The sequence below is a fragment of the Streptomyces calvus genome, from assembly GCF_006782915.1.
Lineage (GTDB): Bacteria > Actinomycetota > Actinomycetes > Streptomycetales > Streptomycetaceae > Streptomyces > Streptomyces calvus.
Genome location: NZ_VCNP01000029.1, coordinates 48,453 through 69,456 on the forward strand (window position 1 = coordinate 48,453; position 21,004 = coordinate 69,456).

At 72.4% G+C, this 21,004-nt stretch carries 19 protein-coding genes; 9 read left to right on the plus strand and 10 right to left on the minus strand.

Features of this window, described 5'->3' with window-relative positions:
* The first annotated feature begins 95 nt into the window (after positions 1-95).
* Positions 96-494: a DUF4307 domain-containing protein gene (locus tag FGW31_RS12435; RefSeq protein ID WP_142193479.1), complete on the plus strand. Its 399-nt coding sequence runs from the start codon at positions 96-98 to the stop codon at positions 492-494.
* Between the two features lie 217 nt (positions 495-711).
* Entirely contained in the window at positions 712-1,209 is a 498-nt protein-coding gene (gene greA, locus FGW31_RS12440) for a transcription elongation factor GreA (protein WP_142193480.1), read from the plus strand.
* Positions 1,210-1,381: 172 nt separating this feature from the next.
* Here greA and ilvA read toward each other — a convergent pair whose 3' ends face one another.
* A complete protein-coding gene (gene ilvA / locus FGW31_RS12445; protein WP_142193481.1) occupies positions 1,382-2,611 on the minus strand; it encodes a threonine ammonia-lyase in 1,230 nt (409 codons plus the stop codon).
* A 174-nt stretch (positions 2,612-2,785) separates the two neighbouring features.
* Here ilvA and FGW31_RS12450 point away from each other — a divergent pair, with 174 nt between their 5' ends.
* The 3 genes from FGW31_RS12450 to FGW31_RS35610 all read left to right on the plus strand — a co-directional run bounded on the left by FGW31_RS12450 (position 2,786) and on the right by FGW31_RS35610 (position 4,223).
* Positions 2,786-3,280: a MarR family winged helix-turn-helix transcriptional regulator gene (locus tag FGW31_RS12450; protein ID WP_370011379.1), complete on the plus strand. Its 495-nt coding sequence runs from the start codon at positions 2,786-2,788 to the stop codon at positions 3,278-3,280.
* A 177-nt stretch (positions 3,281-3,457) separates the two neighbouring features.
* Entirely contained in the window at positions 3,458-3,961 is a 504-nt protein-coding gene (locus tag FGW31_RS12455) for a sigma factor-like helix-turn-helix DNA-binding protein (RefSeq protein ID WP_142193482.1), read from the plus strand.
* Between the two features lie 13 nt (positions 3,962-3,974).
* Positions 3,975-4,223, plus strand: coding sequence for a hypothetical protein (locus tag FGW31_RS35610; protein WP_142193483.1), 249 nt, complete (start codon positions 3,975-3,977; stop codon positions 4,221-4,223).
* Positions 4,224-4,233: 10 nt separating this feature from the next.
* On the opposite strand, the gene FGW31_RS12465 is transcribed toward FGW31_RS35610, so the two are convergent.
* Positions 4,234-5,391, minus strand: coding sequence for a cystathionine gamma-synthase (locus tag FGW31_RS12465; protein ID WP_142193484.1), 1,158 nt, complete (start codon positions 5,389-5,391; stop codon positions 4,234-4,236).
* 107 nt (positions 5,392-5,498) lie between these two features.
* Here FGW31_RS12465 and FGW31_RS12470 point away from each other — a divergent pair, with 107 nt between their 5' ends.
* The gene (locus FGW31_RS12470) at positions 5,499-6,617 is read left to right on the plus strand and encodes a hypothetical protein (protein WP_142193485.1); all 1,119 of its coding nucleotides are present in this window, start codon (positions 5,499-5,501) and stop codon (positions 6,615-6,617) included.
* Positions 6,618-6,654: 37 nt separating this feature from the next.
* Here the strand turns inward: FGW31_RS12470 and FGW31_RS12475 are convergent, their stop codons facing one another.
* Positions 6,655-7,698 (minus strand): NAD(P)-dependent alcohol dehydrogenase, encoded by a 1,044-nt coding sequence (locus tag FGW31_RS12475; protein WP_142193486.1) that lies wholly within the window; start codon positions 7,696-7,698, stop codon positions 6,655-6,657.
* Positions 7,699-7,874: 176 nt separating this feature from the next.
* Between FGW31_RS12475 and FGW31_RS12480 the strand changes: the two genes are divergently transcribed.
* Positions 7,875-8,789, plus strand: coding sequence for a helix-turn-helix transcriptional regulator (locus FGW31_RS12480; protein ID WP_142193487.1), 915 nt, complete (start codon positions 7,875-7,877; stop codon positions 8,787-8,789).
* Between the two features lie 57 nt (positions 8,790-8,846).
* Here the strand turns inward: FGW31_RS12480 and FGW31_RS12485 are convergent, their stop codons facing one another.
* From FGW31_RS12485 to FGW31_RS12495, 3 genes are all read right to left on the minus strand, one after another.
* The gene (locus FGW31_RS12485; RefSeq protein ID WP_142193504.1) at positions 8,847-12,218 is read right to left on the minus strand and encodes a S8 family peptidase; all 3,372 of its coding nucleotides are present in this window, start codon (positions 12,216-12,218) and stop codon (positions 8,847-8,849) included.
* 389 nt (positions 12,219-12,607) lie between these two features.
* Positions 12,608-13,855, minus strand: coding sequence for a L,D-transpeptidase (locus FGW31_RS12490; protein WP_142193488.1), 1,248 nt, complete (start codon positions 13,853-13,855; stop codon positions 12,608-12,610).
* A gap of 253 nt (positions 13,856-14,108) precedes the next feature.
* On the minus strand, positions 14,109-14,504 hold the full coding sequence (locus FGW31_RS12495; RefSeq protein ID WP_161175388.1) for a hypothetical protein: 396 nt from the start codon (positions 14,502-14,504) through the stop codon (positions 14,109-14,111).
* 109 nt (positions 14,505-14,613) lie between these two features.
* Here FGW31_RS12495 and FGW31_RS12500 point away from each other — a divergent pair, with 109 nt between their 5' ends.
* Entirely contained in the window at positions 14,614-14,934 is a 321-nt protein-coding gene (locus FGW31_RS12500; protein WP_142193490.1) for a hypothetical protein, read from the plus strand.
* 79 nt (positions 14,935-15,013) lie between these two features.
* Here the strand turns inward: FGW31_RS12500 and hutH are convergent, their stop codons facing one another.
* From hutH to FGW31_RS12515, 3 genes are all read right to left on the minus strand, one after another.
* Entirely contained in the window at positions 15,014-16,552 is a 1,539-nt protein-coding gene (gene hutH, locus FGW31_RS12505) for a histidine ammonia-lyase (protein WP_142193505.1), read from the minus strand.
* A 75-nt stretch (positions 16,553-16,627) separates the two neighbouring features.
* Entirely contained in the window at positions 16,628-17,791 is a 1,164-nt protein-coding gene (locus tag FGW31_RS12510) for a GGDEF domain-containing protein (RefSeq protein WP_182675323.1), read from the minus strand.
* Between the two features lie 64 nt (positions 17,792-17,855).
* Positions 17,856-18,656: an enoyl-CoA hydratase/isomerase family protein gene (locus tag FGW31_RS12515; RefSeq protein ID WP_142193491.1), complete on the minus strand. Its 801-nt coding sequence runs from the start codon at positions 18,654-18,656 to the stop codon at positions 17,856-17,858.
* Between the two features lie 215 nt (positions 18,657-18,871).
* On the opposite strand from FGW31_RS12515, the gene FGW31_RS12520 reads away from it, so the two are divergent.
* Positions 18,872-19,414, plus strand: a complete 543-nt coding sequence (locus FGW31_RS12520) for a hypothetical protein (protein ID WP_142193492.1) — start codon at positions 18,872-18,874, stop codon at positions 19,412-19,414.
* On the opposite strand, the gene FGW31_RS12525 is transcribed toward FGW31_RS12520, so the two are convergent.
* Complete coding sequence (locus FGW31_RS12525; protein ID WP_142193493.1) at positions 19,415-20,518, minus strand: adenylate/guanylate cyclase domain-containing protein; 1,104 nt, start codon at positions 20,516-20,518, stop codon at positions 19,415-19,417.
* Positions 20,519-21,004: the final 486 nt, after the last annotated feature.

The window sequence follows — 21,004 nt, forward strand, 5'->3', positions numbered from 1 at the left end:
CTTCTATAGTGACCGAATCGGGGGACGAATAATTCCGGGGCTGCGTTCCGGGACGAGCCAGGGGGCGCCCTCCCCCTCCTGCCGAGGAGACGATCATGAGTACGCCGAGCACGCGGCTGCCCGAGGGCCGTTACGGCCGCTCCTCGGACGAGCGTGCCGACCGCACCCTGAAGGTCGTCGGCGCGGTGCTGGGGGCGCTGCTGCTCGCGCTGGTCGGCTGGTTCGGCTACCACTACGTCGCCCAGAACGAGATCAGCGGCGAGCTGATCGGCTTCGAGGCCGGCGACGACGCGGTCAAGGTGCACCTGGAGGTGCGCAAGGACGCGGGGACCTCCGGCTACTGCACGGTGCGCTCGCAGGCCGAGAACGGCGCCGAGGTGGGCCGCGCCGACTTCCGCTTCGACACCGACGACACCCGCATCGACCGGGTCGTCACCCTGCGCACGACCTCCCGGGGCACCACGGCCGAGCTCGTCGGCTGCCACGCCGACTGACCCCGACCGGCGCGGCCGGTACCCACCGGCACGGTCCGGCACAGGCGGGTGCGGCAGGGAATACCTGGCCGTTGACCTGCGCTGACATGAGTCTGGTGGCTTATGTCCTCCCCTTGCGGGCCCTGAATTGTTAGGCTCGTGGTTTCGCCCATCCCTGGTGGAACATGCTTCCTGGGAGGGCGATGCTTTGTATTCCCAGTACCTACGAGGAGCACCTGTGACCCAGACCAGCGAGAACGTCACCTGGCTGACCCAGGAGGCGTACAACAAGCTCAAGGACGAGCTTGCGTACCTTACTGGTCCCGCGCGCACGGAGATCGCCGCCAAGATCGCCGCAGCGCGCGAGGAGGGCGACCTGCGGGAGAACGGCGGGTACCACGCGGCCAAGGAGGAGCAGGGCAAGCAGGAGCTCCGTGTGCGCCAGCTCACCCAGCTCCTCGAGAACGCGAAGGTCGGCGAGGCTCCGGCGGCCGACGGCGCGGTGGCGCCCGGCATGGTCGTGACGATCGCCTTCGACGGCGACGAGGACGACACGCTGACGTTCCTGCTCGCCTCGCGCGAGTACGCGAGTTCCGAGATCGAGACCTACTCGCCGCAGTCCCCGCTGGGCTCCGGCGTCATCGGCCACAAGGTCGGCGAGGACGCGGAGTACGAGCTGCCCAACGGCAAGAAGGCCTCGGTGAAGATCCTCAAGGCCGAGCCGTACAGCGGCTGAGCCCGCATCCCAGTTGAGTCCGCGCACGGGCTGAGCCCGAGCAGGCGGCCGACCCGCCCCGCGAGTCCCCACGAGACCCCCGGCGCCCATCGACGGCGCCGGGGGTCTCGTCCTGCTCGCACGACGCCCGCGCCGGCCGGGACGCGGCGAGGAGGGCGGCGCCCGCCCGGGTTCAGCCGATCACCGTGTACCCGGCGTCCCGCAGCGCCTGGCCGACCTCCGTGCAGTGCGCCGGCCCCTTGGTCTCCAGGTGCAGCTCCACCTCCGCCTCGGTCAGCCCGAGCCGCGGATCGGTCCGTACGTGGCTGACGTCGAGGACGTTGGCGTCCGCCGCGGACAGGGTCCCCAGCAGCGAGGCGAGCGCGCCCGGCCGGTCCGTCAGCCGCAGCCGGACGGCCAGGTAGCGGCCCTGCGCCGCCATGCCGTGCCGCAGCACCCGCTCCATCAGCACCGGGTCCACGTTGCCGCCGGACAGCACCGCCACGACCGGCCCCTCGAACGCGCCGGGCCGGCTCAGCAGCGCCGCGACCGGGCTCGCCCCGGCCGGCTCCACGACCAGCTTGGCCCGCTCCAGGCACAGCAGCAGCGCGGCCGACAGCTCGTCCTCGGTGACCGTGCACACCTCGTCCACCAGCTCGCCGACGATCCCGAACGGCACGTCGCCGGGCCGGCCCACCTTGATGCCGTCGGCCATCGTCGCCGGATTGCGCACCGACACCGGGTGCCCGGCCGCCAGCGAGGGCGGATACGCCGCCGCGCCCGCCGCCTGCACCCCGACGATCCGCACGTCGGGCCGCAGCGCCTTCACCGCGACCGCGATCCCCGCGGCCAGCCCGCCGCCGCCGACCCCGACGACGATCGTGCGCACCTCCGGGCACTGCTCCAGGATCTCCAGCCCCACCGTGCCCTGGCCCGCGATGACGTCCGGGTGGTCGAAGGGGTGGATGAACACCGCGCCCGTCTCGTGCGCGTAGTCCATCGCCGCGGCCAGCGTCTCGTCGACCACCTGGCCGTGCAGGCGCACCTCGGCGCCGTACTCCCGGGTCGCGCTGATCTTCGGCAGCGGTGCGCCCTTCGGCATGAACACCGTGGACCGCACCCCGAGCAGCGACGACGCCAGCGCGACGCCCTGCGCGTGGTTGCCGGCGCTCGCCGCGACCACACCGGCGGCCCGCTCCTCCGGCAGCAGCCCCGCGATCCGCACATACGCGCCGCGCAGCTTGAACGATCCCGTCCGCTGGAGGTTCTCGCACTTCAGGTGCACCGGCGCCGCGACCGCCCGGGACAGGTGCCTGCTGCCCTCCATGGCGGTCATCCGGGCCACTCCGGAGAGCATCTTCCGGGCACCGCGGACATCGTCGAGGGTGACGGTCCGCAGTGCCTGGGCCGTGCTGTAGCTCATGACTCCAGCATCGCAGTTCACACGCGTCGGCGGCCGGTGTGACCAACCCGCGGACTCCGCTTTGCGCAGCGCCGGTACGGGCCGCCTCCCGGCCGCGTACCCTGTCCCCCAATTAGCAGCCCTCCACGAAGTGAGCCCCCGGCCATGCCCACAACACCTGAAATGTCGATGGACATGACGACGGACCTGACGGCCGTCGGTGACACCGGTCTTCTCGACACGCTGCAGCACGAGGTGGCGTTGTTCGCCCGCCGCGCCGAACAGACGCGGCTCGGCGGGGTCGGCCAGGTGCGCAACTCGATGGACCGCGCCGCGTACCTGCTGCTCAACCGTCTCGACAAGGAAGGCCCCATGGGCGTCAAGGCGCTCGCCGCGAGCATGGGCATCGACTCCTCGACGGTCACCCGTCAGGTCGCCCCGCTGGTGGACACCGGCCTGGTCAAGCGGACCTCCCACCCCGAGGACGGCCGCGCGGTGGTGCTCCAGCTGTCCCCGCGCGGCAAGTCGCGCCTGGAGGAAGTGCGCTCCTCACGGCGTCAGTTGATGGCCGAGCTGACACACGACTGGGCGCCGGAGGAGCGCGAGCAGTTCTGCGCGCTCCTGACGCGCTTCAACGGCGCCCTGTCCGCGCGGATGTCGGTGCAGCCGGAGGACCGGCCGGCCTCCTGAGCACGCGCCGCACCGGCCGCCGCGAGGCGGCGGGGAAGCGGAGTCCGCCCGGTCCGTGCGCGGCTCTTGACCGCGGGGTGCGCCCTGGCCTGATATGAGACCGGGGTCCCCGTCGTACGCGCCCGCCGAGGCCGTACGCGGCCGGGACCGCTCTCTCAGGGGTGGCGGGAGGCGCGGGTGCGACCACGGCATGCGTCCCGGGACGCGCTCCGGGCCCGCGAGTTCGAGGCGTACGTCGCGGGCGCGGGCGGACGGCTGCTGCACACCGCGACGCTGCTCACCGCCGAGGCCCCGGACGACAATCCGCGCGCCCGGCACCTGCTGACCCTGGCGCTGGCCCGGACGTACGCGTGCTGGGACGGGCTGCGCGGCGACGACCCCTACGACCGCACCCGCCAGTACCTGGCGTCCGGCTTCGCGCGCGGCGCCTGGCACCGGCACGGCCGGCTGCTCCGCCGGCGCCCCCACCCCGGCAGCCCGCTGGCCCGGCTCTCCCCGCGGGAGCGCCTGGTCCTGGTGCTGCGGCTGTACGAGGGCGTCGCCGAGGAGCAGACGGCGGCGCTGCTCGGGCTGCCCGCGGAGCGCGTGCGCGCCGTGTACCACCGGGCGATGGCGGTCGTGCTGAGCCCGCCGCGGCGTCCGGCCGGCGCGGTCCGCGACGTGCAGGCGGCGCGGTCGTGAGGCGGGGGCGGGCATGGCGCGGATGAACCGGGAGGCGACCGTACGGCGGCTGCTGGCGCAGTCGCCGCCGCCCGTGCCGCCCGAGCTCCACGCGGAGGCGGTGCGCCGCGGGACGCGCATGCTGCGCCGCCGGGAACTCGCCCGCCGGACGATGTGGCTGCTGTTGCTGGTGGCGGCCGTGGTGTTCGTGGTGTGGGCGCTGACGGTGCGTGCCTGGGTGGAGCCGCCGCCGGGGACGGCCCCACCGCTGACGGGCCGGTGAGGCCGGGGCCCTACCGGCCGAGCGCCTGCTGGAGGTCCTCCAGCAGGTCGTCGACGTTCTCGATGCCGACGGACAGGCGCACCAGGTCGGCGGGGACCTCGAGCGCGGAACCGGCCGTGGACGCGTGCGTCATCCGCCCCGGGTGCTCGATCAGCGACTCCACGCCGCCGAGCGACTCGCCGAGCGTGAACACCCTGGCCCGGTTGCAGACCTCGACGGCCGCCTCCTCGCCGCCCTCCACGCGGAAGGAGACCATGCCGCCGAAGGCCCGCATCTGCTTGGCGGCGACCTCGTGGCCCGGGTGGTCCGGCAGCCCCGGGTACAGGACGCCCGTCACCCGCGCGTGACGGGTCAGCATGTCGGCGATCTTCGTCGCGTTCTCGCTGTGCCGGTCCATGCGGACCGAAAGCGTCTTGGTGCCGCGCAGCACCAGCCAGGAGTCGAAGGGCCCGGCGACCGCGCCCATCGCGTTCTGGTGGAACGCCAGCTCCTCGCCGAGCTCCGCGTCCGCGGTGATCAGCGCGCCGCCGACGACGTCGGAGTGGCCGCCCATGTACTTGGTCAGGGAGTGCACGACGACGTCCGCGCCCAGCGCCAGCGGCTGCTGCAGGTAGGGCGTGGCGAAGGTGTTGTCGACGACGAGGCGGGCGCCCGCGTCCCGGGCGACCTGGGCGACGGCGGCGATGTCGGTGACGCCGAGCAGCGGGTTGGAGGGCGTCTCCACCCAGACGACCTTGGTGTTCGGGGTGAGGGCGGCCCGGACGGCGGCCGGGTCGGAGGTGTCGGCCACCGACCACTCGACGCCCCAGCGGGCGACGACCTTGGCGAAGAGGCGGAACGTGCCGCCGTACGCGTCGTTCGGGATGACCACGTGGTCGCCCGGCGCGAGCAGCGTGCGCAGCAGGCAGTCCTCGGCCGCCAGCCCGGACGCGAACGCGAGGCCGCGGCGGCCGCCCTCCAGGGCGGCGAGGTTCTCCTCCAGCGCGGTCCTGGTCGGATTGGCGCTGCGGCTGTACTCGTAGCCGCCGCGCAGGCCGCCGACGCCGTCCTGCTTGTAGGTGGACACCTGGTAGATCGGCGGGACGACCGCGCCCGTCAGGGGGTCGGCGGTGTTGCCCGCGTGGATCGCGAGCGTCTCGAAGTGCTGACTGATGTGCCTGTCGCTCATGGGGACCGAGCGTAGTCCGCCGGGGCCGCCGATGCCGGACACGGCGTTCTCCACAGGTTCGGGGACCGGGTTGGCCAAGTGTCGGCGCGGTCTGGTTCGCTGGTGGCATGGAGATTCTGTGGGTGCTGATCGCGCTCGTCATGCTCTGCTTCGTGGTGCTGCCGTTCCTCAGGCGTTCGCGCGGCGCGGTGGGCCTGGTGCCGCCCGGCCACCCGGACGCGGCGGACCCGGCGAACTACGGCTTCGCCCGCGAGGAGGAGCTGGACGTGCGCATGCCCGGCCCCGACCAGGACCTGCTGGACGTGCTGGACCTGGTGCAGCGCACGCAGGACTACCGGGCGGCGCAGCAGTTGCTGGCCGGCACCGACGCCGGGGGCGAGCTGCGCTGGCAGCGCGTCCAGGCCTTCGCGGGCGCGGCCTCCCTCGAGCTGAACCAGCGGCCCGGCGGGGTGGGCGAGGCGCCGGGCGGGCAGTGGCTGCGGGTGTGGCGGACCGAGATGCCCAAGGACGCGGCCGGAGCGGCGGTGCACGCCGAGTTCCTGGTGCAGCAGGCGTGGCGTACGGCGGCGGCCGGGACGGACGAGTTCCGGATCATCATGGAGGAGGCGAAGGCGGCGTGCGGCGAGGCGGCGCTGCTGGCCCCCGGTGACCCGGTCCCGTACATCGTCGAGCTGTCGGTGGCCCGCGGACTCGGTTACTCCCAGCAGGACTTCGAGCAGCTGTGGCTGAAGATCCTGGACCGGGCGCCGAACCACATGGGCGCCCACCTGGCCGCGCTGCACTACTGGTGCGAGAAGTGGCACGGCTCGCGGGAGCAGGCGTACTCCTTCGCGGAGGCCGCGGCCGCCCGCGCGCCGCAGGGCTCGCTGCTGGCGGCGATGCCGCTCTTCGCGGTCTTCGAGCACCTGCCCGAGGTGAACCTGGTCAGCGGCTTCTACCAGGGCGAGGTCGTCGGCAAGGCGATCCACGGCGCGCTGCACGCGGTGCACTCGGCCCGCCCGGACGACCCGATGCTGGCGCACGTGCGGCACCTGCTGGTCTTCTTCCTGGTCCGTGCCGAGCGCTGGGCGGAGGCCATGAGCCAGCTGATACACGTCGACGGCCACGTCGGCGCCCTGCCCTGGACACTGTCCCCCGACCCCGCCGCCGAGTTCGCCGTCTACCGGGCACTGGCCGTGGCCGGCTACGAGGCCAACGGCGGAAGCCCGGCGACCCTGCCGCACTGACGCGGGCGGGGGCCGCCGGGCCGGACGCCGGGATACCTCAGATCGTCGCCGTGTCGATCACGAAGCGGTAGCGGACGTCGCTGTTCTGGACGCGCTCGTACGCCTCGTTGATCTCCGCGGCGCCGATCAGCTCGATCTCCGCGCCGATGCCGTGACCGGCGCAGAAGTCCAGCATCTCCTGGGTCTCGGCGATGCCGCCGATCATCGAACCGGCGAGGGTCTTGCCGCCGCCGATCACCGAGAAGAGGTTGAGGGAGACCGGCTCCTCGGGGGCGCCGACGTTCACCAGCGCGCCCTCCGTCTTCAGCAGGGACAGGTAGGCGTTGAAGTCCAGCGGCGCCGACACCGTCGACACGATCAGGTCGAAGCTGCCCTGCAGCTCCTCGAAGGTCTTCGGGTCGGCGGTGGCGTAGTAGTGGTCGGCGCCCAGCTTGAGGCCGTCGTCCTTCTTGCGCAGGGACTGCGACAGCACGGTCACCTCCGCGCCCAGCGCGTGCGCGATCTTGACGCCCATGTGGCCGAGGCCGCCCATGCCGAGGATCGCGACCTTCTTGCCGGGGCCGGCGCCCCAGCGCTTCAGCGGGGAGTACACGGTGATGCCGGCGCACAGCAGCGGCGCGGCGGCGTCGAGGGGCAGGCCGTCGGGGATGCGGACGACGTAGTTCTCGTCGACGACGATCTTCTGCGAGTAGCCGCCGTAGGTCGGCTCGCCGTTCTTGTCGAGCGCGTTGTACGTGCCGACCATGCCGCTGCCGGTGCAGTACTGCTCACGCCCGGCACGGCAGTTGTCGCACTCGCGGCAGGAGTCGACCATGCAGCCGACGCCCACCCGGTCACCGACCCGGAACGTCGTGACACCGGAGCCGACCTCGGACACCACACCGGCGATCTCGTGACCGGGGACCATGGGGAAGATCGCCCCGCCCCAGCCCTCACGGACCTGGTGGATGTCGGAGTGGCAGATGCCGGCGAACTTGATGTCGATCAGGATGTCGTGCTCGCCCACCTCGCGCCGCTCGATGGTGGTCCGCTCCAGCGGAGCCTTGGCGGCGGGTGCGGCGTACGCGGCAACAGTGGTCATGCCGGGGTTCTCTCCTCGGGAAGTCGTGCGGCCGGCTGCCTTCCGTCCGGCCGGGCACGGGCTCCAGCCTGCGTCATCGGCCGCGTCCCACCCAGTCCACGGCTCTGCCTACGTTGGCTGTGCGTACCACTGGCGGGGACAGGATGGTGTGCGTACGACCGGGAATACTGGAGGGCATGGACGAGCGGCACACCGACCGGGCCGGCCCCACCGGGGGCGGCCTCGACCCGCGCGCGGAGCTGAGCGAGTTCCTGCGCACCCGGCGTGCCCGGCTGAAGCCGCAGGACGTGGGCCTGCCGGACTTCGGCCGGCACCGCAGGGTGCCGGGCCTGCGCCGCGAGGAGCTGGCGCAGCTCGCCGGGGTGTCGGTGGCGTACTACACGCGCCTGGAGCAGGGCAACGGGCAGAACGTGTCCGCGGAGGTCCTGGACTCGATCGCGCGCGCCCTGCGCCTCACCGACGCCGAGCGGGCCCATCTGACGCACCTGGCGAAGCCGAAGCGGCTGCGGAGGAAGCAGCCGGCCCGGGCGCAGCAGCCGCGCCTCGCGCTGCGCCAGCTGCTGGAGTCGATGGACACGGTGCCGGCGTACGTCGTGGGCCGGCGTTCGGAGATCCTCGCCTGGAACCGGATGGCGGCGGCCCTCTTCGGCGACTGGGGCCGGCTGCCGGTGGCGGAGCGGAACTGGGCGCGGCTGGTGTTCCTCGACCCCGAGTACCGGGAGCTGTTCGCGGAGTGGGACCAGAAGGCGTCCGACATGGTCGCCTACCTGCGCATGGACGCCGGCCGGCATCCCGACGACCCGCAGCTGTCCGCGCTGGTGGGCGAGCTGTCGGTGAAGAGCGAGGAGTTCCGGCGGCTGTGGGCGGCGCACGACGTCAAGGAGAAGACGCACGGCCGCAAGCGGGTCCGGCATCCGCTGGTCGGCGAGCTGGACCTGTTCTTCGAGTCGTTCTCCCCGGCCGGTGACACCGAGCAGTCGCTGGTGACGTACTTCGCCGAGCCGGGCTCGCCGTCGGCGGAGGCGCTGCGGCTGCTGGCCAGCTGGGGTGCGGACGCGCACCGGTCCGGCACGTCGGCGCCCACGGCCTGAGACGCACGGACGGCCCGGCGGAAGCAGCGCTTCCGACGGGCCGTGCGCGGTCGGGACCTACTTGCCGTAGTAGGCGTTGTAGATCGAGATCGTCGACTTGTTGCCCTTCTTGTCGGCGATCTTGGCGTGGAAGGAGATGGCCTTCCCCTTCGCCGGGTTCTTGACGGAGATGCTGCCCTTCTTCACGGTGACCTTCTTCCAGGTCTTGCCGTAGTCGTAGGACACGTACACCGACAGGGACTTGAGGTTCTTGCCCTTGGCGGCGCCCTCCACGGTGACCGGGATCTTGACCGTCTTGCCGGCCGTCACCTTGCTGTCCAGGCCGGTGGCCGCGAGGAAGCGGGCCGTGGAGGCGGGCAGCTGCTTGAGGTCACTGGTCTTCTTGGAGCGGAAGGACCAGCTCGCGTCGATCCGCGTGGAGGCGGCGGCGACCTTGGCGCTGCGCTTGACCGAGGTGGTCAGCTTGTACGCGGCGTCGCCGGACGGGACCTTGAACTCCTTCTCGCCGAACAGCGGGTCGTCGTGCGAGCCGACCTTCTTGCCGTTGCGGTAGAGGGTGGTGGTGGCCGAGGTGAGGTCCGAGGACCCGATGTGGCCCTTGCCGTCGGCGAACAGCGGGATGAGGCCCGAGATGCTGTTGCCGTCGCGGAACAGACCGTATTCCGAGGTCAGACGCGGCTGGAAGACGGCCGTGTTCACGGTCTCGGAGTACTTCTTGCCGGCCTTGAAGGTCTTGCCGTAGCCGATGGTGTAACCGGCGTCGACGATCGGCCAGCCGTCCTCGTCGACCCCGCCCTCCTGCGCGAAGTCGAGGTCCCACTTGACCCCGTTCGACGTGGACAGGTGCAGGGTGCGGGTGCCGGGCAGGGTCTGCGGGATGCCGATGGAGGAGGCGCCGCTGCTCGTCGGCAGCCAGCCCATCGCGCCGACCGAGCCCTTCTTGCCGCTCGCCGCCGCGCCGAGGCCGACCTTCACCGTGGCCAGGTCGCCGGCCTTGTAGGCGCGGTTGTAGCCGGTGGCGAGCTGCTTGACCTTGCCGCCGGCGACGACGTCGTACTGCTCCTTGGCGCCCTTGCTCCAGTGGGCGTCCCACTGCTGGCTCAGCGAGCCGTCGGTGATCTGCGGACCGAGGTGGGCGGAGCGGAAGTTGGTGTACGACTCCAGCCACCAGCCGAAGGCCTGCGCGGTGTTCTTCGTCTCGACGGTGTAGTCGGCCGAGGCGAACTCCGGCTTGACGCCCTTGGCCGGCACGGTGATGTTCACCGGCTTGGCCTTGCGGGCGTCCAGCGTGACCGTCGTGTTCTTGGTGACGTTCAGCTTCGGCTGGGCCAGCCAGTCCGCGCCCTGGTACTGCTCCGGGTCGGAGCCGACGAGGATGCCGGTGTCCAGGATGTAACCGCCCTTGGGCACCCGGACGGTGACGGTGCCGTCGGAGTCGTAGGGCTGGTACCACTTGCCGGCGGCGAGCCCGGAGACGCCGGAGAGATTCGCGACGTAGTTGCCGGCCGCCTGGCCCGCGCGGTCCAGGAACTTCAGCGTCACGTCGTACGACTCGACCTCGCGCTGCACCGCGGCGGCCGTGCGCACGCTCTGCCCGCCGCCGGTGGCGACCACGTACGCGGAGTACGCGCCGTCGACGGTGCCGCCGAGCCGGGTGTCCACGGTGAGGTCCACGGAGGCCTTGCCGCCCGCCGGGACGGTGACCGTGGTGGCACCGAGCTTGAAGAAGCCGGCCGGGGCCGCCTTGCCCTTGGGGTCGGTGGCGGTCGACGCCAGCTTCAGCGTGACGTCCTCGGTGCCGAGGTTGCGGTAGGTGAGCTGCTTGGTGACCGGCTTGTCGTCGGTGTGCGGCCACTGCTGCACACCGAAGCTCAGCGACACCGGGTCGGCGATCACCGTCTGCTTGACGGCCTTGTCGACCTGGATGCGGCCCGAACCCTGCTCGAACGGCGTGTACTTGCCGCCCTTGGTGGAGCCGGTGAGGGCGCCCTTCAGCTCCGCGTACGTCCACTCCGGGTGCTGCTGCTTCAGGATCGCCGCCGCGCCCGCCACGTGCGGGGTCGCCATCGACGTACCGGAGATGGTCATGTAGCCGGCCGGCTTCTCGCCGACCTCCTTGGCTATGTCGTTGCCCTTGGCGGAGGCCGCGGTGATGTCCACGCCGGGCGCGGTGACGTCCGGCTTGATGGCGCCGTCGCCGAGGCGGGGGCCGGTGGAGGAGAAGTCGGCGAGCGCGTCCTTGTCGTCGACGGCGCCGACGGTGAGCGCGGCGTCCGCGCTGCCCGGCGAACCGATCGACTGCGGGCCGTCGTTGCCGGCCGCGATGGCGAACAGCACGCCCTTCTCGGCGGACAGCTTGTTGACCGCCGCCTCCAGCGGGTCCACCTCGGCGGTGTCCATGCCGCCCAGGCTCATGTTGACGACGTCGGCGCCCTGCGCGGCCGCCCACTCCATGCCGGCCAGGATGCCGGAGTCGTCACCGAAGCCGGAGTCGTCGAGGACCTTGCCGTTGAGGACCTTCGCGCCGGGCGCGACGCCCTTGTACTTCCCGCCCGACTTGGCGCCCGTACCGGCCGCGATGGACGCGACGTGGGTGCCGTGGCCGACCACGTCGCCGGTGCCGGACGCGGAGGTGAAGTTCTTCGACGCGGTCACCTGGCCCTTGAGGTCCGGGTGGGTGGCGTCGACACCGGTGTCCAGCACGGCGATGGTGACGCCCTTGCCGTCGTAGCCGGCTTCCCACGCCTTGGGGGTGCCGATCTGTCCGACGGAGGTGTCGAGGCTGGCCTTGCGGACCCCGTCGAGCCAGACGTGGGCGACACCGGAGGCGGTCCGGTCGCCGTTGGTGACGGCGTCCCACAGCTCGGGCGCGTCCTCGTGCGGGGTCTGCACGGCGTCCGCGTTCAGGGACTTCAGGGTCCGGCGGAGCGTGCCCGCGTCGCGCACCTCGGCCTTGGCCCCGGCCGCGCTGCCCTTGTAGCCGACGATGACCTTCAGGCCCCGCTTCTGCGAGCCGCGGGTCGTGGCCTTGTTGAGTTCGGTGATGTCGAAGAGCCGCTCGTCCAGCTTGCCGCTCGCGATCAGCCGGGCGGCGTCCACCGGCACCACGAACGTGTGCCCGTCGGCCCGGCGGACCTGGAAGGGTACGTCCTCCCGGCCCTTCGCCCGGTCCAGGCCGACCACACGGCCCTTGGCGTCCACGGCGACCCGGTCACCGGTGATCAGCGTGATGTGGTGCTTGGCCTTGAGCGCGGACGCCTTCGAGGACGTCTGCGCCCCGGCGGTCGTGCGCCCCCCGTCCGCCGCCGCCGGAACGGCCATGCCCGCCGCGAGCGCCACGGCAGCCGCCGTGGCGACCGTGGCCGCGCACGCTCTTTTCACTTGTCTGCGCAAGGTTCCCCCTAGCGAAGTCGCCGGGCGAAGAAGCATCACCCGGCCGGGGGTGGTCTCGTACGCGTGTGCGCACCCCCCGGATCACGCAGTATGCCGAGGGGTGATCAAGTGCCTCAAGGGCATTTGGACGGTCCGGGCGAAAGGTGCGGAAGTCGACGGGTTGCTGTAACCCGGCTGCCGTAACTCCGTTACGAAACCGCGCGGTTGGGACTCGGCGGACAGTCGGGGCCGTGCGTCCTCCGGCACCGCGGTCCGCCTCGTGCGGACGGCGCCGCCACACGCGGCGCGCGGTTCTTCCGTCGACGCCGCGTGGGCCGGCCGCGCAACCGGCGCCGCGGGAACGACGAAAGCCGCCGCCCGCTCCTGCAGGGAGCGGACGGCGGCTTCGGTGCGGTGGGTGAGGTTCTCTGCGGGGCCGGGAGGCGTCAGACCGCCGAGCCCGCCTTCCACTGCTCCCAGCTCATGTTCCAGCCGTTGAGGCCGTTGTCCGGGGCGATGGTCTTGTCACCGGTGTTCTGGACGACGACCACGTCACCGACGATCGAGTTGTTGTAGAACCAGGCGCCGGGCGTGTTCGGGTCGTTGGCGCCCTTGGTGTCGGCCAGGCCCACGCAGCCGTGGCTGGTGTTGGCGCTGCCGAAGATGGACTTGGCGCCCCAGTAGTTGCCGTGGATGAAGGTGCCGGAGGTGCTCAGACGCATGGCGTGCGGCACGTCCTTGATGTCGTACTCGCCCTTGCCGTCGTCGTCGGTGAAGCCGACCGTCGCGCCGTTCATCCGGGTCTCCTTGAACTTCTCGGAGATCACCATCTGGCCCTCGTACGTCTTGTTGTCGGGCGACCCGGCGGAGATCGGGATGGTGCGGATGGTCTTGCCGTCCTGCGTGACCTTCATCTGCTTGGTCTTGGCGTCGACGTAGGAGACCTGGTTGCGGCCGATCTTGAAGGTGACCGTCTTCTGCTGGACGCCGTAGACGCCCTCGGCGCCCTCGACCCCGTCGAGCGCCAGCTTCAGCGTGACGGTGGACCCCTCCTGCCAGTAGTCGTCCGGCCGGCAGTCCATGCGGTTGGCGTTGAACCAGTGGCAGGCGACCTCCTGGCCGCTGGTGGTGGAGACGGTGATCCCCTTCTGCACCTCTGCCTTGTTGGTGATCGCCTTGTCGAAGTTGAGCGACACCGGCATGCCGACGCCGACGGTGGTGCCGTCGTCCGGGGTGAAGGTGCCGATGAAGCTGTTGTCCGGGGCGACCGTGGTGAACGAGGCGTTCTCGTGGGCGGCGCGGCCCTCGGAGTCCTCGGCGGTCGCCGTCACCCGGTACGTGGTGGCCCGCTCCAGCTGGACGCTGGGCTTCCAGCTCTTCTTGTCGGCGGATATCTCACCCTCGACGGCGGTGCCGTCGGTGGTGGTCATCTTCACCTCGGTGAGCGTGCCCTTGCTCACCGTGACGGCGGCGGAGTTGTTGATGGAGGCGTTGTTCGAGCCGTCCTTGGGCGTGATCTTGATCTGCGCCTCGGAGGACTTCTTGGCCGCCGCCTCGTCGACCTGTGCCTGCGAGGTGCCGTTGCCGCTGTCGGCGGCGCTCTCGTCACCGCCGGAACAGGCCGAGAGCACCAGCACTCCGCCGAGCAGAGCGGACGCGGCCGCCATACCCCTGCGCCGCTTACCGTCCGTCATCACACGCTTCTCCATCGTCGCCGAATCCCATCCCCACGAGTTCTCGGCCCGAAGCCGAAGACCTCGTCCACAACCTTCAACGCTACGACCGGTTGATCCGGTTCCCCATGGCCCGCGGGTGTGGGGCTCACCACGTCCCCCGGGAAGCACGAGGAGGACGGAGGACGGGGTGGACGTCGGTCGGCGCCCCGCTTGAGACGCCGGGACCCCGGGCCGCGGTTGCCGCCCGGGGTCACCGATTTCCCGGACCGCCTCAGCCGACCCTGCCCGCGCCGTCCTCGGCGCCCTCGACACGGTGGTCGTCCTCGCCCTCGCCGTCCTCGCCTTCGCCGTCCTCGTCCTCGTCCTCGTCGAGGTCCCACTCCGGCGAGTCCGGGTCGTAGTCGATCTGCTCACCGCTCCAGGAGGCCTGCAGCAGCTCCACCCCCGGCACCTCGCCGACCACGGTGAACGGGTCCACGAGGTAGGCGAGCGCCTCCGCCGCGTCCTCCGTCACCGCGCTCTTGGCGTGTACCCGTTCCGCGGCCGGCATATCGCCGTCGTCCGTGATCCTGCGCAACGCGGCCTCGGTCACCGCGTCCCCGTCCTCCACTTCGAGGACGAGCTCCACGCGAAGGCGTACAAAACGTGATGTCTTCGGAGTGCTCATGCCCGGAGCGTACGGCCCCGCCCTCCCGTGACTTTCCTGTGACCCGCGCCTTTCACTAACATCGCCCCACACGGCCAATTCGCCAGCGCCACAAGGGGATCGATATTCCGTGTCATCCGCGCTCCGTCCGCTGCTGACCGCCACCGCCGCGGGCACCCTGCTGTGCGCCCTGTGGTTCGTTCCGTCCGCGAACGCGACCTCGGTGGGAGACACAGCCTCGGTGAGTCCGGCTCCGCAGGTCACGGAGCAGGCAAGAGTGATGTCGAACAGCACGTCGACGACCGTGGACGGCACCGTCCAGGACGTTCGTCTCGCGGACACCGGCAGCTTCGACAGCACGCCGTACGTCGTCGGCGGCACGACCTTCCTGGCGCTCGGCGCCGGGTTCGTCGTCTACTCGGTGCGCCGGGAACGCCTCGGCCCGATCTGACCGCCCGGTGCCCCGCGGACACGTCCGCGGGGCACCGGTGCCTGGTCGGCGGGCGTCCGGAGCCGGGCCCCGGAACCGGTCAGTTCAGTGGTCCGGTGACCGTCTCCGCGGCGGCGACCAGCCGCCCGTCCCGTACGAACGCCTCCGCCGCGGCGAGGTCCGGGGCCAGGTGGCGGTCCGGTCCGGGACCCGCCACACCCGCCTCCCGCGCGGCCTCGACGACGGCCCGGGTGGCGGGCGCCGGGGTCAGGCCCTCACGCAACTCCACCGCGCGGCCCGCGGCGTACAGTTCGATCGCGATCACCCGGGCCAGGTTGTCGACGGCCGTCCGCAGCTTGCGCGCCGCCGACCAGCCCATGGAGACGTGGTCCTCCTGCATCGCGGAGGACGGGATCGAGTCCGCCGACGCCGGTACGGCCAGCCGCTTCAGCTCACTGACCAGGGCGGCCTGGGTGTACTGGGCGATCATCAGCCCGGAGTCGACGCCGGCGTCGTCGGCGAGGAACGGCGGCAGGCCGTGGCTGCGGTTCTTGTCCAGCAGCCGGTCGGTGCGCCGCTCGGCGATCGAGCCGAGGTCGGCGACGGCGACCGCGAGGAAATCCAGCACGTACGCCACCGGCGCACCGTGGAAGTTGCCGTTGGACTCCACCCGGCCGTCCGGCAGCACCACCGGGTTGTCGACGGCGGCGGCCAGTTCCCGCTCGGCGACCAGCCGGGCGTGGGCCAGCGTGTCGCGTCCGGCACCGGCGACCTGCGGGGCGCAGCGCACCGAGTAGGCGTCCTGGACCCGCGGGGCGTCGCCCTGGTGATGGCCCGTCAGTCCCGAACCCTTCAGTACCGCCAGCATGTTGGCGGCGCTGGCGGCCTGTCCCGGGTGCGGGCGGATGGCGTGCAGTTCCGGCGCGAGCACCTTGTCGGTGCCGAGCAGCGCCTCCAGGGTCAGTGCGGCCGTGACGTCGGCGGACTTGTACAGGACGTCCAGGTCGGCCAGGGCCATGATCAGCATGCCGAGCATGCCGTCGGTGCCGTTGAGGAGGGCGAGCCCTTCCTTCTCGCGCAGTTCGACGGGCTCGATGCCGTGCTCGGCGAGCAGTTCGCCGGCCGGCCGCACACTGCCGTCGGGCCCCTCCGCCTCGCCCTCGCCCATCAGGGTGAGCGCACAGTGGGAGAGCGGGGCCAGGTCGCCGGAGCAGCCGAGCGAGCCGTACTCGTGCACGACCGGGGTGATCCCGGCGTTGAGGACGTCGGCCATGGTCTGCGCGACCTCCGGCCGGACGCCGGTGCGCCCGGAGCAGACGGTCTTCAGCCGCAGGAACATCAGGGCCCGGACGACTTCCCGCTCCACCCGGGGGCCCATGCCGGCGGCGTGCGAGCGGACGATGTTGCGCTGCAGCCGGGCGCGCAGCTCCGGGCTGATGTGCCGGGTCGCCAGGGCGCCGAAGCCGGTGCTCACGCCGTAGACGGGGTCCGGCTTGGCCGCCAGGGCGTCCACGATCTCGCGGGACGCCGCGAGGGCGGCCACGGCCTGATCGGACAGTTCGATGCGGGCACCGCCACGCGCCACGGCGAGCACGTCGGACGCGGTCACGCCGGACGTCCCCACCACCACAGTGTGCATATCCATATTCAGGAGCGTACGCAGTGAATTCCCTGATGTCACCCCTGGGGCGGGGGTCCACCCCTTACCGGTACGTCACACCTGCCCCTCGTCCGGCGAGTGCCGCCCGCGGAACCGGCGCCGCTCCCCGCCCGACACCGGAGCCGGCTCGTCCGCCAGCCGCACCACGGGGTCGTCCGGGGCCTCCCGCCCGGCCACCACCGGATGCGCGGCCCGCTCGGCCTTGGCCCGGTACTGCGCCGCGTCGGCCAGCCGGAACAGCCGCCGGGCGGAGCGCACCGGTCCGATGGGGTCCTCGGTGGACGCCACCCCGCAGGCGACGCCGTCGCCGATGCCCAGCTCCACGGCCCGGCGGCACACCTCGTCGGCCGTCTTGACCACCTCGTCCGCGGGCGGCCCCACCGCCAGCAGACAGAACTCGTCGCCGCCCAGCCGCGCCGCCAGGGCGCCCGGCAGCATGGCCCCGCACAGCGACAGCACGGTGCCGAACCGCTCCAGGAGCCGGTCGCCGACGGCATGCCCCAGCGTGTCGTTGACCCGCTTGAGCCCGTTCAGGTCGCACACCACCAGGCTGACGACGGCCCCGTCCGTGCGATGCCGCTCGACCGCCTCGTCGAGCCGCGCGTCCACGGCCCGCCGGTTGGCCAGCCCGGTCAGCGCGTCCGTGTAGGCCAGCCGCCGGGCCTCCTCCAGCCGCTCGGTCTGCGCGATCCCGGCGGCCACGACGGCGGCCAGCACCGTCGCGAAGTCGGCGTCGCCCCGCCCGAAGACGGGCGCACCGGTCGGCCGGGCCACGTACAGCTCGCCCCAGGCCCGCCCGTGCAGCACGACCGGGGCGACGACACAGCACCCGCGCCTGCGCCGCCGCAGCGCCGCGACCCGCTGGTGGCAGTACCCGGGCCGGCCCGCCGCGCGTCCCTCGGCGGTCTCCACCCAGGCGTCGGGCTCGCCCCCGCCGGCCCACTGCTCGTGCAGGAACTCGGTGATCTCGGCGAACTGGTGCACCGGGTAGGACTCGTCGTCCGGGAACTCCTCCTCGCCCTCGGCCAGCTCGCCGACGTTGACCAGCACCCGCAGCCGTCCGAGCTCCCGCTCCCACACCGACAGCGCCGCGAAGCTGCCGCCCAGGGCCCGGCAGGCCCCGACGGCCGCGGCCCGCCACGCCTCCCGCGAACTGTGCGCGGCGGCCATGCCCTGAGCCAGCGCCACCACGGCCGCCAGCCGGCTCTCGTCACCCATCCCCCCAGATTAGGGAGAATTACCGCTAATCGGGACATCGAGATATCGAACGGAGACGGCTCCGCTACTCCCCGGGCCACTCCGGCTTGCGCTTCTCGTTGAAGGCGGCGACGCCCTCCGCCCGGTCACCGGAGAACGCCACCGACCGCCAGGCCGCGTCCTCCACCTCCAGCCCGGCGGCCAGATCCAGCCCGTGCCCGAGCCGCAGCGCCCGCTTGGCCGCGCGCAGGCCGACCGGGGAGTTGGCGGCGATCCGGGCCGCCATGGCCAGGGCCTCCTCACGGTCCCGCCCCTCGTCCACCAGCTCGTCGACGAGCCCCAGCTCCCGGGCCTCGGCGGCCTCCACCCGCCGCGCGGTGAAGATCAGCTCCGCGGCCCGCGCCGCGCCCACCCTCCGGGGCAGCAGCTGCGTACCGCCACCGCCCGGGATCACGCCGACGGACACCTCGGGCAGCCCCATGACCGCCGTACGGTCGGCCACGATCACGTCGCACGACAGCGCCAGCTCGAAGCCGCCGCCCAGGGCGAATCCGTGCACCGCGGCGATCGTGGGCACCGGCAGCTCCAGCACTCCGGTGTACGCGGCGCGCGCCACGGGCCGCTGCCGCACCAGATCGGCGTCACTGAACGCATTGCGCTCCTTGAGGTCGGCCCCCACGCAGAACGCCCGCTCGTGCGAGGAGCTCAGCACCACCACCCGCACCTCCCGGTCCTCCCCCAGCGCCGCACAGGCACCGGCGACGGAGCGGGCCATCTCGGTCGACACGGCGTTCATGGCCTTGGGCCGGTCGAGGACGAGCTCCGCGACATGCCCCCGCTCGTGCCGCCGCACCAGCACGAACTCCCCGAACCGTTCCTCACTCATGACACCCTCCGGTTAACGCGGGTTAACATGCAATCGCTCCGATCATCGCAGCCGACCGCCCGCGGGGAAAAGAGCGCACGCAGGGTTCCCCCGTCACCCCCCGCCCACCCGTTCGAGTGACATCGCGCCGTCTCCGGCCTCCTTCCCGGGGGAAGCGCATAGCGTGCGCACACCGCGGCGCGTAGGGGGCGCGCACGCCAGGGGAGGGATGCGCGATGCAGACACAGGCCGACAGACCGCCGAGCGGCACGCCTTCGCGGGGCCGCCACCGCAAGCCCCGCCCCCGCAAGGCACTGCTGGCCGCGGGCGGCCTGGCCCTGGCGGCCGGCGCGGTCGCCCTGGTCCGGCTGACCGCCGCTCCGGACGGCGGCCCGAGCATCGAGGCGGGCGCCCGCTCCACCCCTCACGCGGAGGAGCCGGCCCCCGTCGCCACCTTCACGACCGACGCGCCCGCACCCCGCACGCACGCCGACCCGACCTCCCCCACGGCACTGGGCGAAGCCAACCCGGTCCCGCTGCCCACCCGGACGCCACCACCGGCCCCGGAGGACATCCCCACCACCGTCCCGGTCACGGTGAACACACCCCCGGCCCCGACACCCCCGCACACACCGGCCGCCACCCCACCGCCCACCACAGAACCGGCCCGCACACCCGAACCGGCCCCGACCCCCACACCGACTCCCACGCCGACTCCCGACCCGGGTCTCTGCGTGCCGATCATCGGCCTCTGCATCGGCGGCGACGGGCCGTACTGATCAGGCGGAAGCGCCGTTGCGGCGAGTGAGCAGCCAGGGCTCCACCACGCCGAGACCACGCACCGGCCGCTGCCACATCGGCTGGAGCGCGAACCGGTACGCCGGCGGCTCCTCGCCCTCCTTCTCCGCGGCGGCCACCGCCTCGGCCGCCGCCGCCTCGGAGGCTGGCGCGTCACCGGTGCGGATCAGCTCCTCGGCGAACGCGGTGTCGACGAGCACGGCGTCCCGGGGAGCTATGGAGGTCAGCCGGGAGGCCAGGTTCACGGTCGTACCGAAGACGTCGCCCATCCGGGTGGTCACCGTGCCGAAGGCCATGCCGACCCGCAGTTCCGGCATGGTCTCGTCGTTCGCCATGGTCTCGATCAGCCGGACGGCGATCTCGGCGGCCGTCCCCGCGTCGTCGGCGGCGTAGAGCACCTCGTCGCCCAGCGTCTTGATCAGCCGCCCGCCCCGCGCGGCCACCAGGTCGGCGGCCGTGGTCTCGAAGGCCTCGACCAGCTCGCCGAGCTCCTCCTCCTCCATCCGCCGGGTCAGCCGCGTGAATCCGACGAGGTCCGCGAAGGCGACGGCCAGCCGCCGGTCGACCATCTCCTCGTCGTCGGCGCCCTGCACCACCCGCCCCGCCGAGGCGGCCAGCTGCCGCCGCCAGACGTACACGAGGAACTCCTCCAGCTCGGGCAGGAGCAGCTCGACGATCGGATAGGTCACCTCGGTACGCGTCATCCCGGGCTCGGGCGGCTCGGTCAGCCCTTCCAGGAACGAGTCGATCTGCCATTCGGCCAGCCGCGCCGTGGTCTGCCCGGTGGACCGCGCCACCTGCACCGCCATGGCCTCGCTCAGCAGCCCCGCCTCGACCAGACCGGCCAGCCGGCGCAGCGCCAGGACGTCCGCCTCGGTCAGGGCCTTGGCCTGGCCGACGTCGGCGAAGCCCATGGCCCGCCAGAACCGCGTGGCCAGTTCCATGGTGACACCGGCGCTGCGGGCGGCCTGGAACGGCGTGTAACGGCGCTCGGCGCCGAGGATGAGCTGCTCGAGGCGCAGAGCAAGCGGATCCTCGCCGGCGCCCTGCGCGTCCGCACCGGAACCCGAGTCGTCGACGGTCACGCGTTGCTGCCCTTCCGATCTGCCACGGCCATGTATCGACCGGCCACAACTCTACGGCAGGTGTGCGCCAGCTCACTCCGTCAGGTTGGGCCGGGGGTGAGCCGGCCGCCCGGCAGCCGGTGCCGACGCAGCCCGGCGCTCACGGTCCGCCGCCCCAGCCGCACGACCGCCCGCAGTGGCGACAGGGACGACGGGCGCGTACGGCGCGGAGGGGACGGGGCGGGGGTGTTCGCCCGCAGTGGCTGGCGCGTCCACACCCTCCCCCTTCCCAACCGACCGATTGCGCGCCAGTCCGAGGACGGACACCCCCGCCCCGGCCCCGACCCACCCACCGGCGCTACGCGCACCCCACCACCCCTCAGACACCCACCCCTCAGACACCCACCGCCCCGCAGACACCCGCCGCCCTCACACACCCACCGCCCCCACATAGAGCCGCAGGCCCCACCGCCACACCCCCGCACCCCTGCACCCCCGCACCCCTGC

Excerpts from the sequence above, each read along its gene's own strand:
- FGW31_RS12485 (WP_142193504.1), bottom strand. The coding sequence starts at position 12,218 with ATGCTTCTTCGCCCGGCGACTTCGCTAGGGGGAACCTTGCGCAGACAA.
- FGW31_RS12510 (WP_182675323.1), bottom strand. The coding sequence starts at position 17,791 with ATGGGTGACGAGAGCCGGCTGGCGGCCGTGGTGGCGCTGGCTCAGGGC.
- hutH (WP_142193505.1), bottom strand. The coding sequence starts at position 16,552 with ATGCACACTGTGGTGGTGGGGACGTCCGGCGTGACCGCGTCCGACGTG.
- FGW31_RS12475 (WP_142193486.1), bottom strand. The coding sequence starts at position 7,698 with ATGACCACTGTTGCCGCGTACGCCGCACCCGCCGCCAAGGCTCCGCTG.
- FGW31_RS12520 (WP_142193492.1), top strand. The coding sequence starts at position 18,872 with ATGCAGACACAGGCCGACAGACCGCCGAGCGGCACGCCTTCGCGGGGC.
- FGW31_RS12435 (WP_142193479.1), top strand. The coding sequence starts at position 96 with ATGAGTACGCCGAGCACGCGGCTGCCCGAGGGCCGTTACGGCCGCTCC.
- FGW31_RS35610 (WP_142193483.1), top strand. The coding sequence starts at position 3,975 with ATGGCGCGGATGAACCGGGAGGCGACCGTACGGCGGCTGCTGGCGCAG.
- FGW31_RS12490 (WP_142193488.1), bottom strand. The coding sequence starts at position 13,855 with ATGACGGACGGTAAGCGGCGCAGGGGTATGGCGGCCGCGTCCGCTCTG.
- FGW31_RS12480 (WP_142193487.1), top strand. The coding sequence starts at position 7,875 with ATGGACGAGCGGCACACCGACCGGGCCGGCCCCACCGGGGGCGGCCTC.
- FGW31_RS12450 (WP_370011379.1), top strand. The coding sequence starts at position 2,786 with ATGACGACGGACCTGACGGCCGTCGGTGACACCGGTCTTCTCGACACG.
- FGW31_RS12465 (WP_142193484.1), bottom strand. The coding sequence starts at position 5,391 with ATGAGCGACAGGCACATCAGTCAGCACTTCGAGACGCTCGCGATCCAC.
- ilvA (WP_142193481.1), bottom strand. The coding sequence starts at position 2,611 with ATGAGCTACAGCACGGCCCAGGCACTGCGGACCGTCACCCTCGACGAT.
- FGW31_RS12495 (WP_161175388.1), bottom strand. The coding sequence starts at position 14,504 with ATGAGCACTCCGAAGACATCACGTTTTGTACGCCTTCGCGTGGAGCTC.
- FGW31_RS12470 (WP_142193485.1), top strand. The coding sequence starts at position 5,499 with ATGGAGATTCTGTGGGTGCTGATCGCGCTCGTCATGCTCTGCTTCGTG.
- FGW31_RS12515 (WP_142193491.1), bottom strand. The coding sequence starts at position 18,656 with ATGAGTGAGGAACGGTTCGGGGAGTTCGTGCTGGTGCGGCGGCACGAG.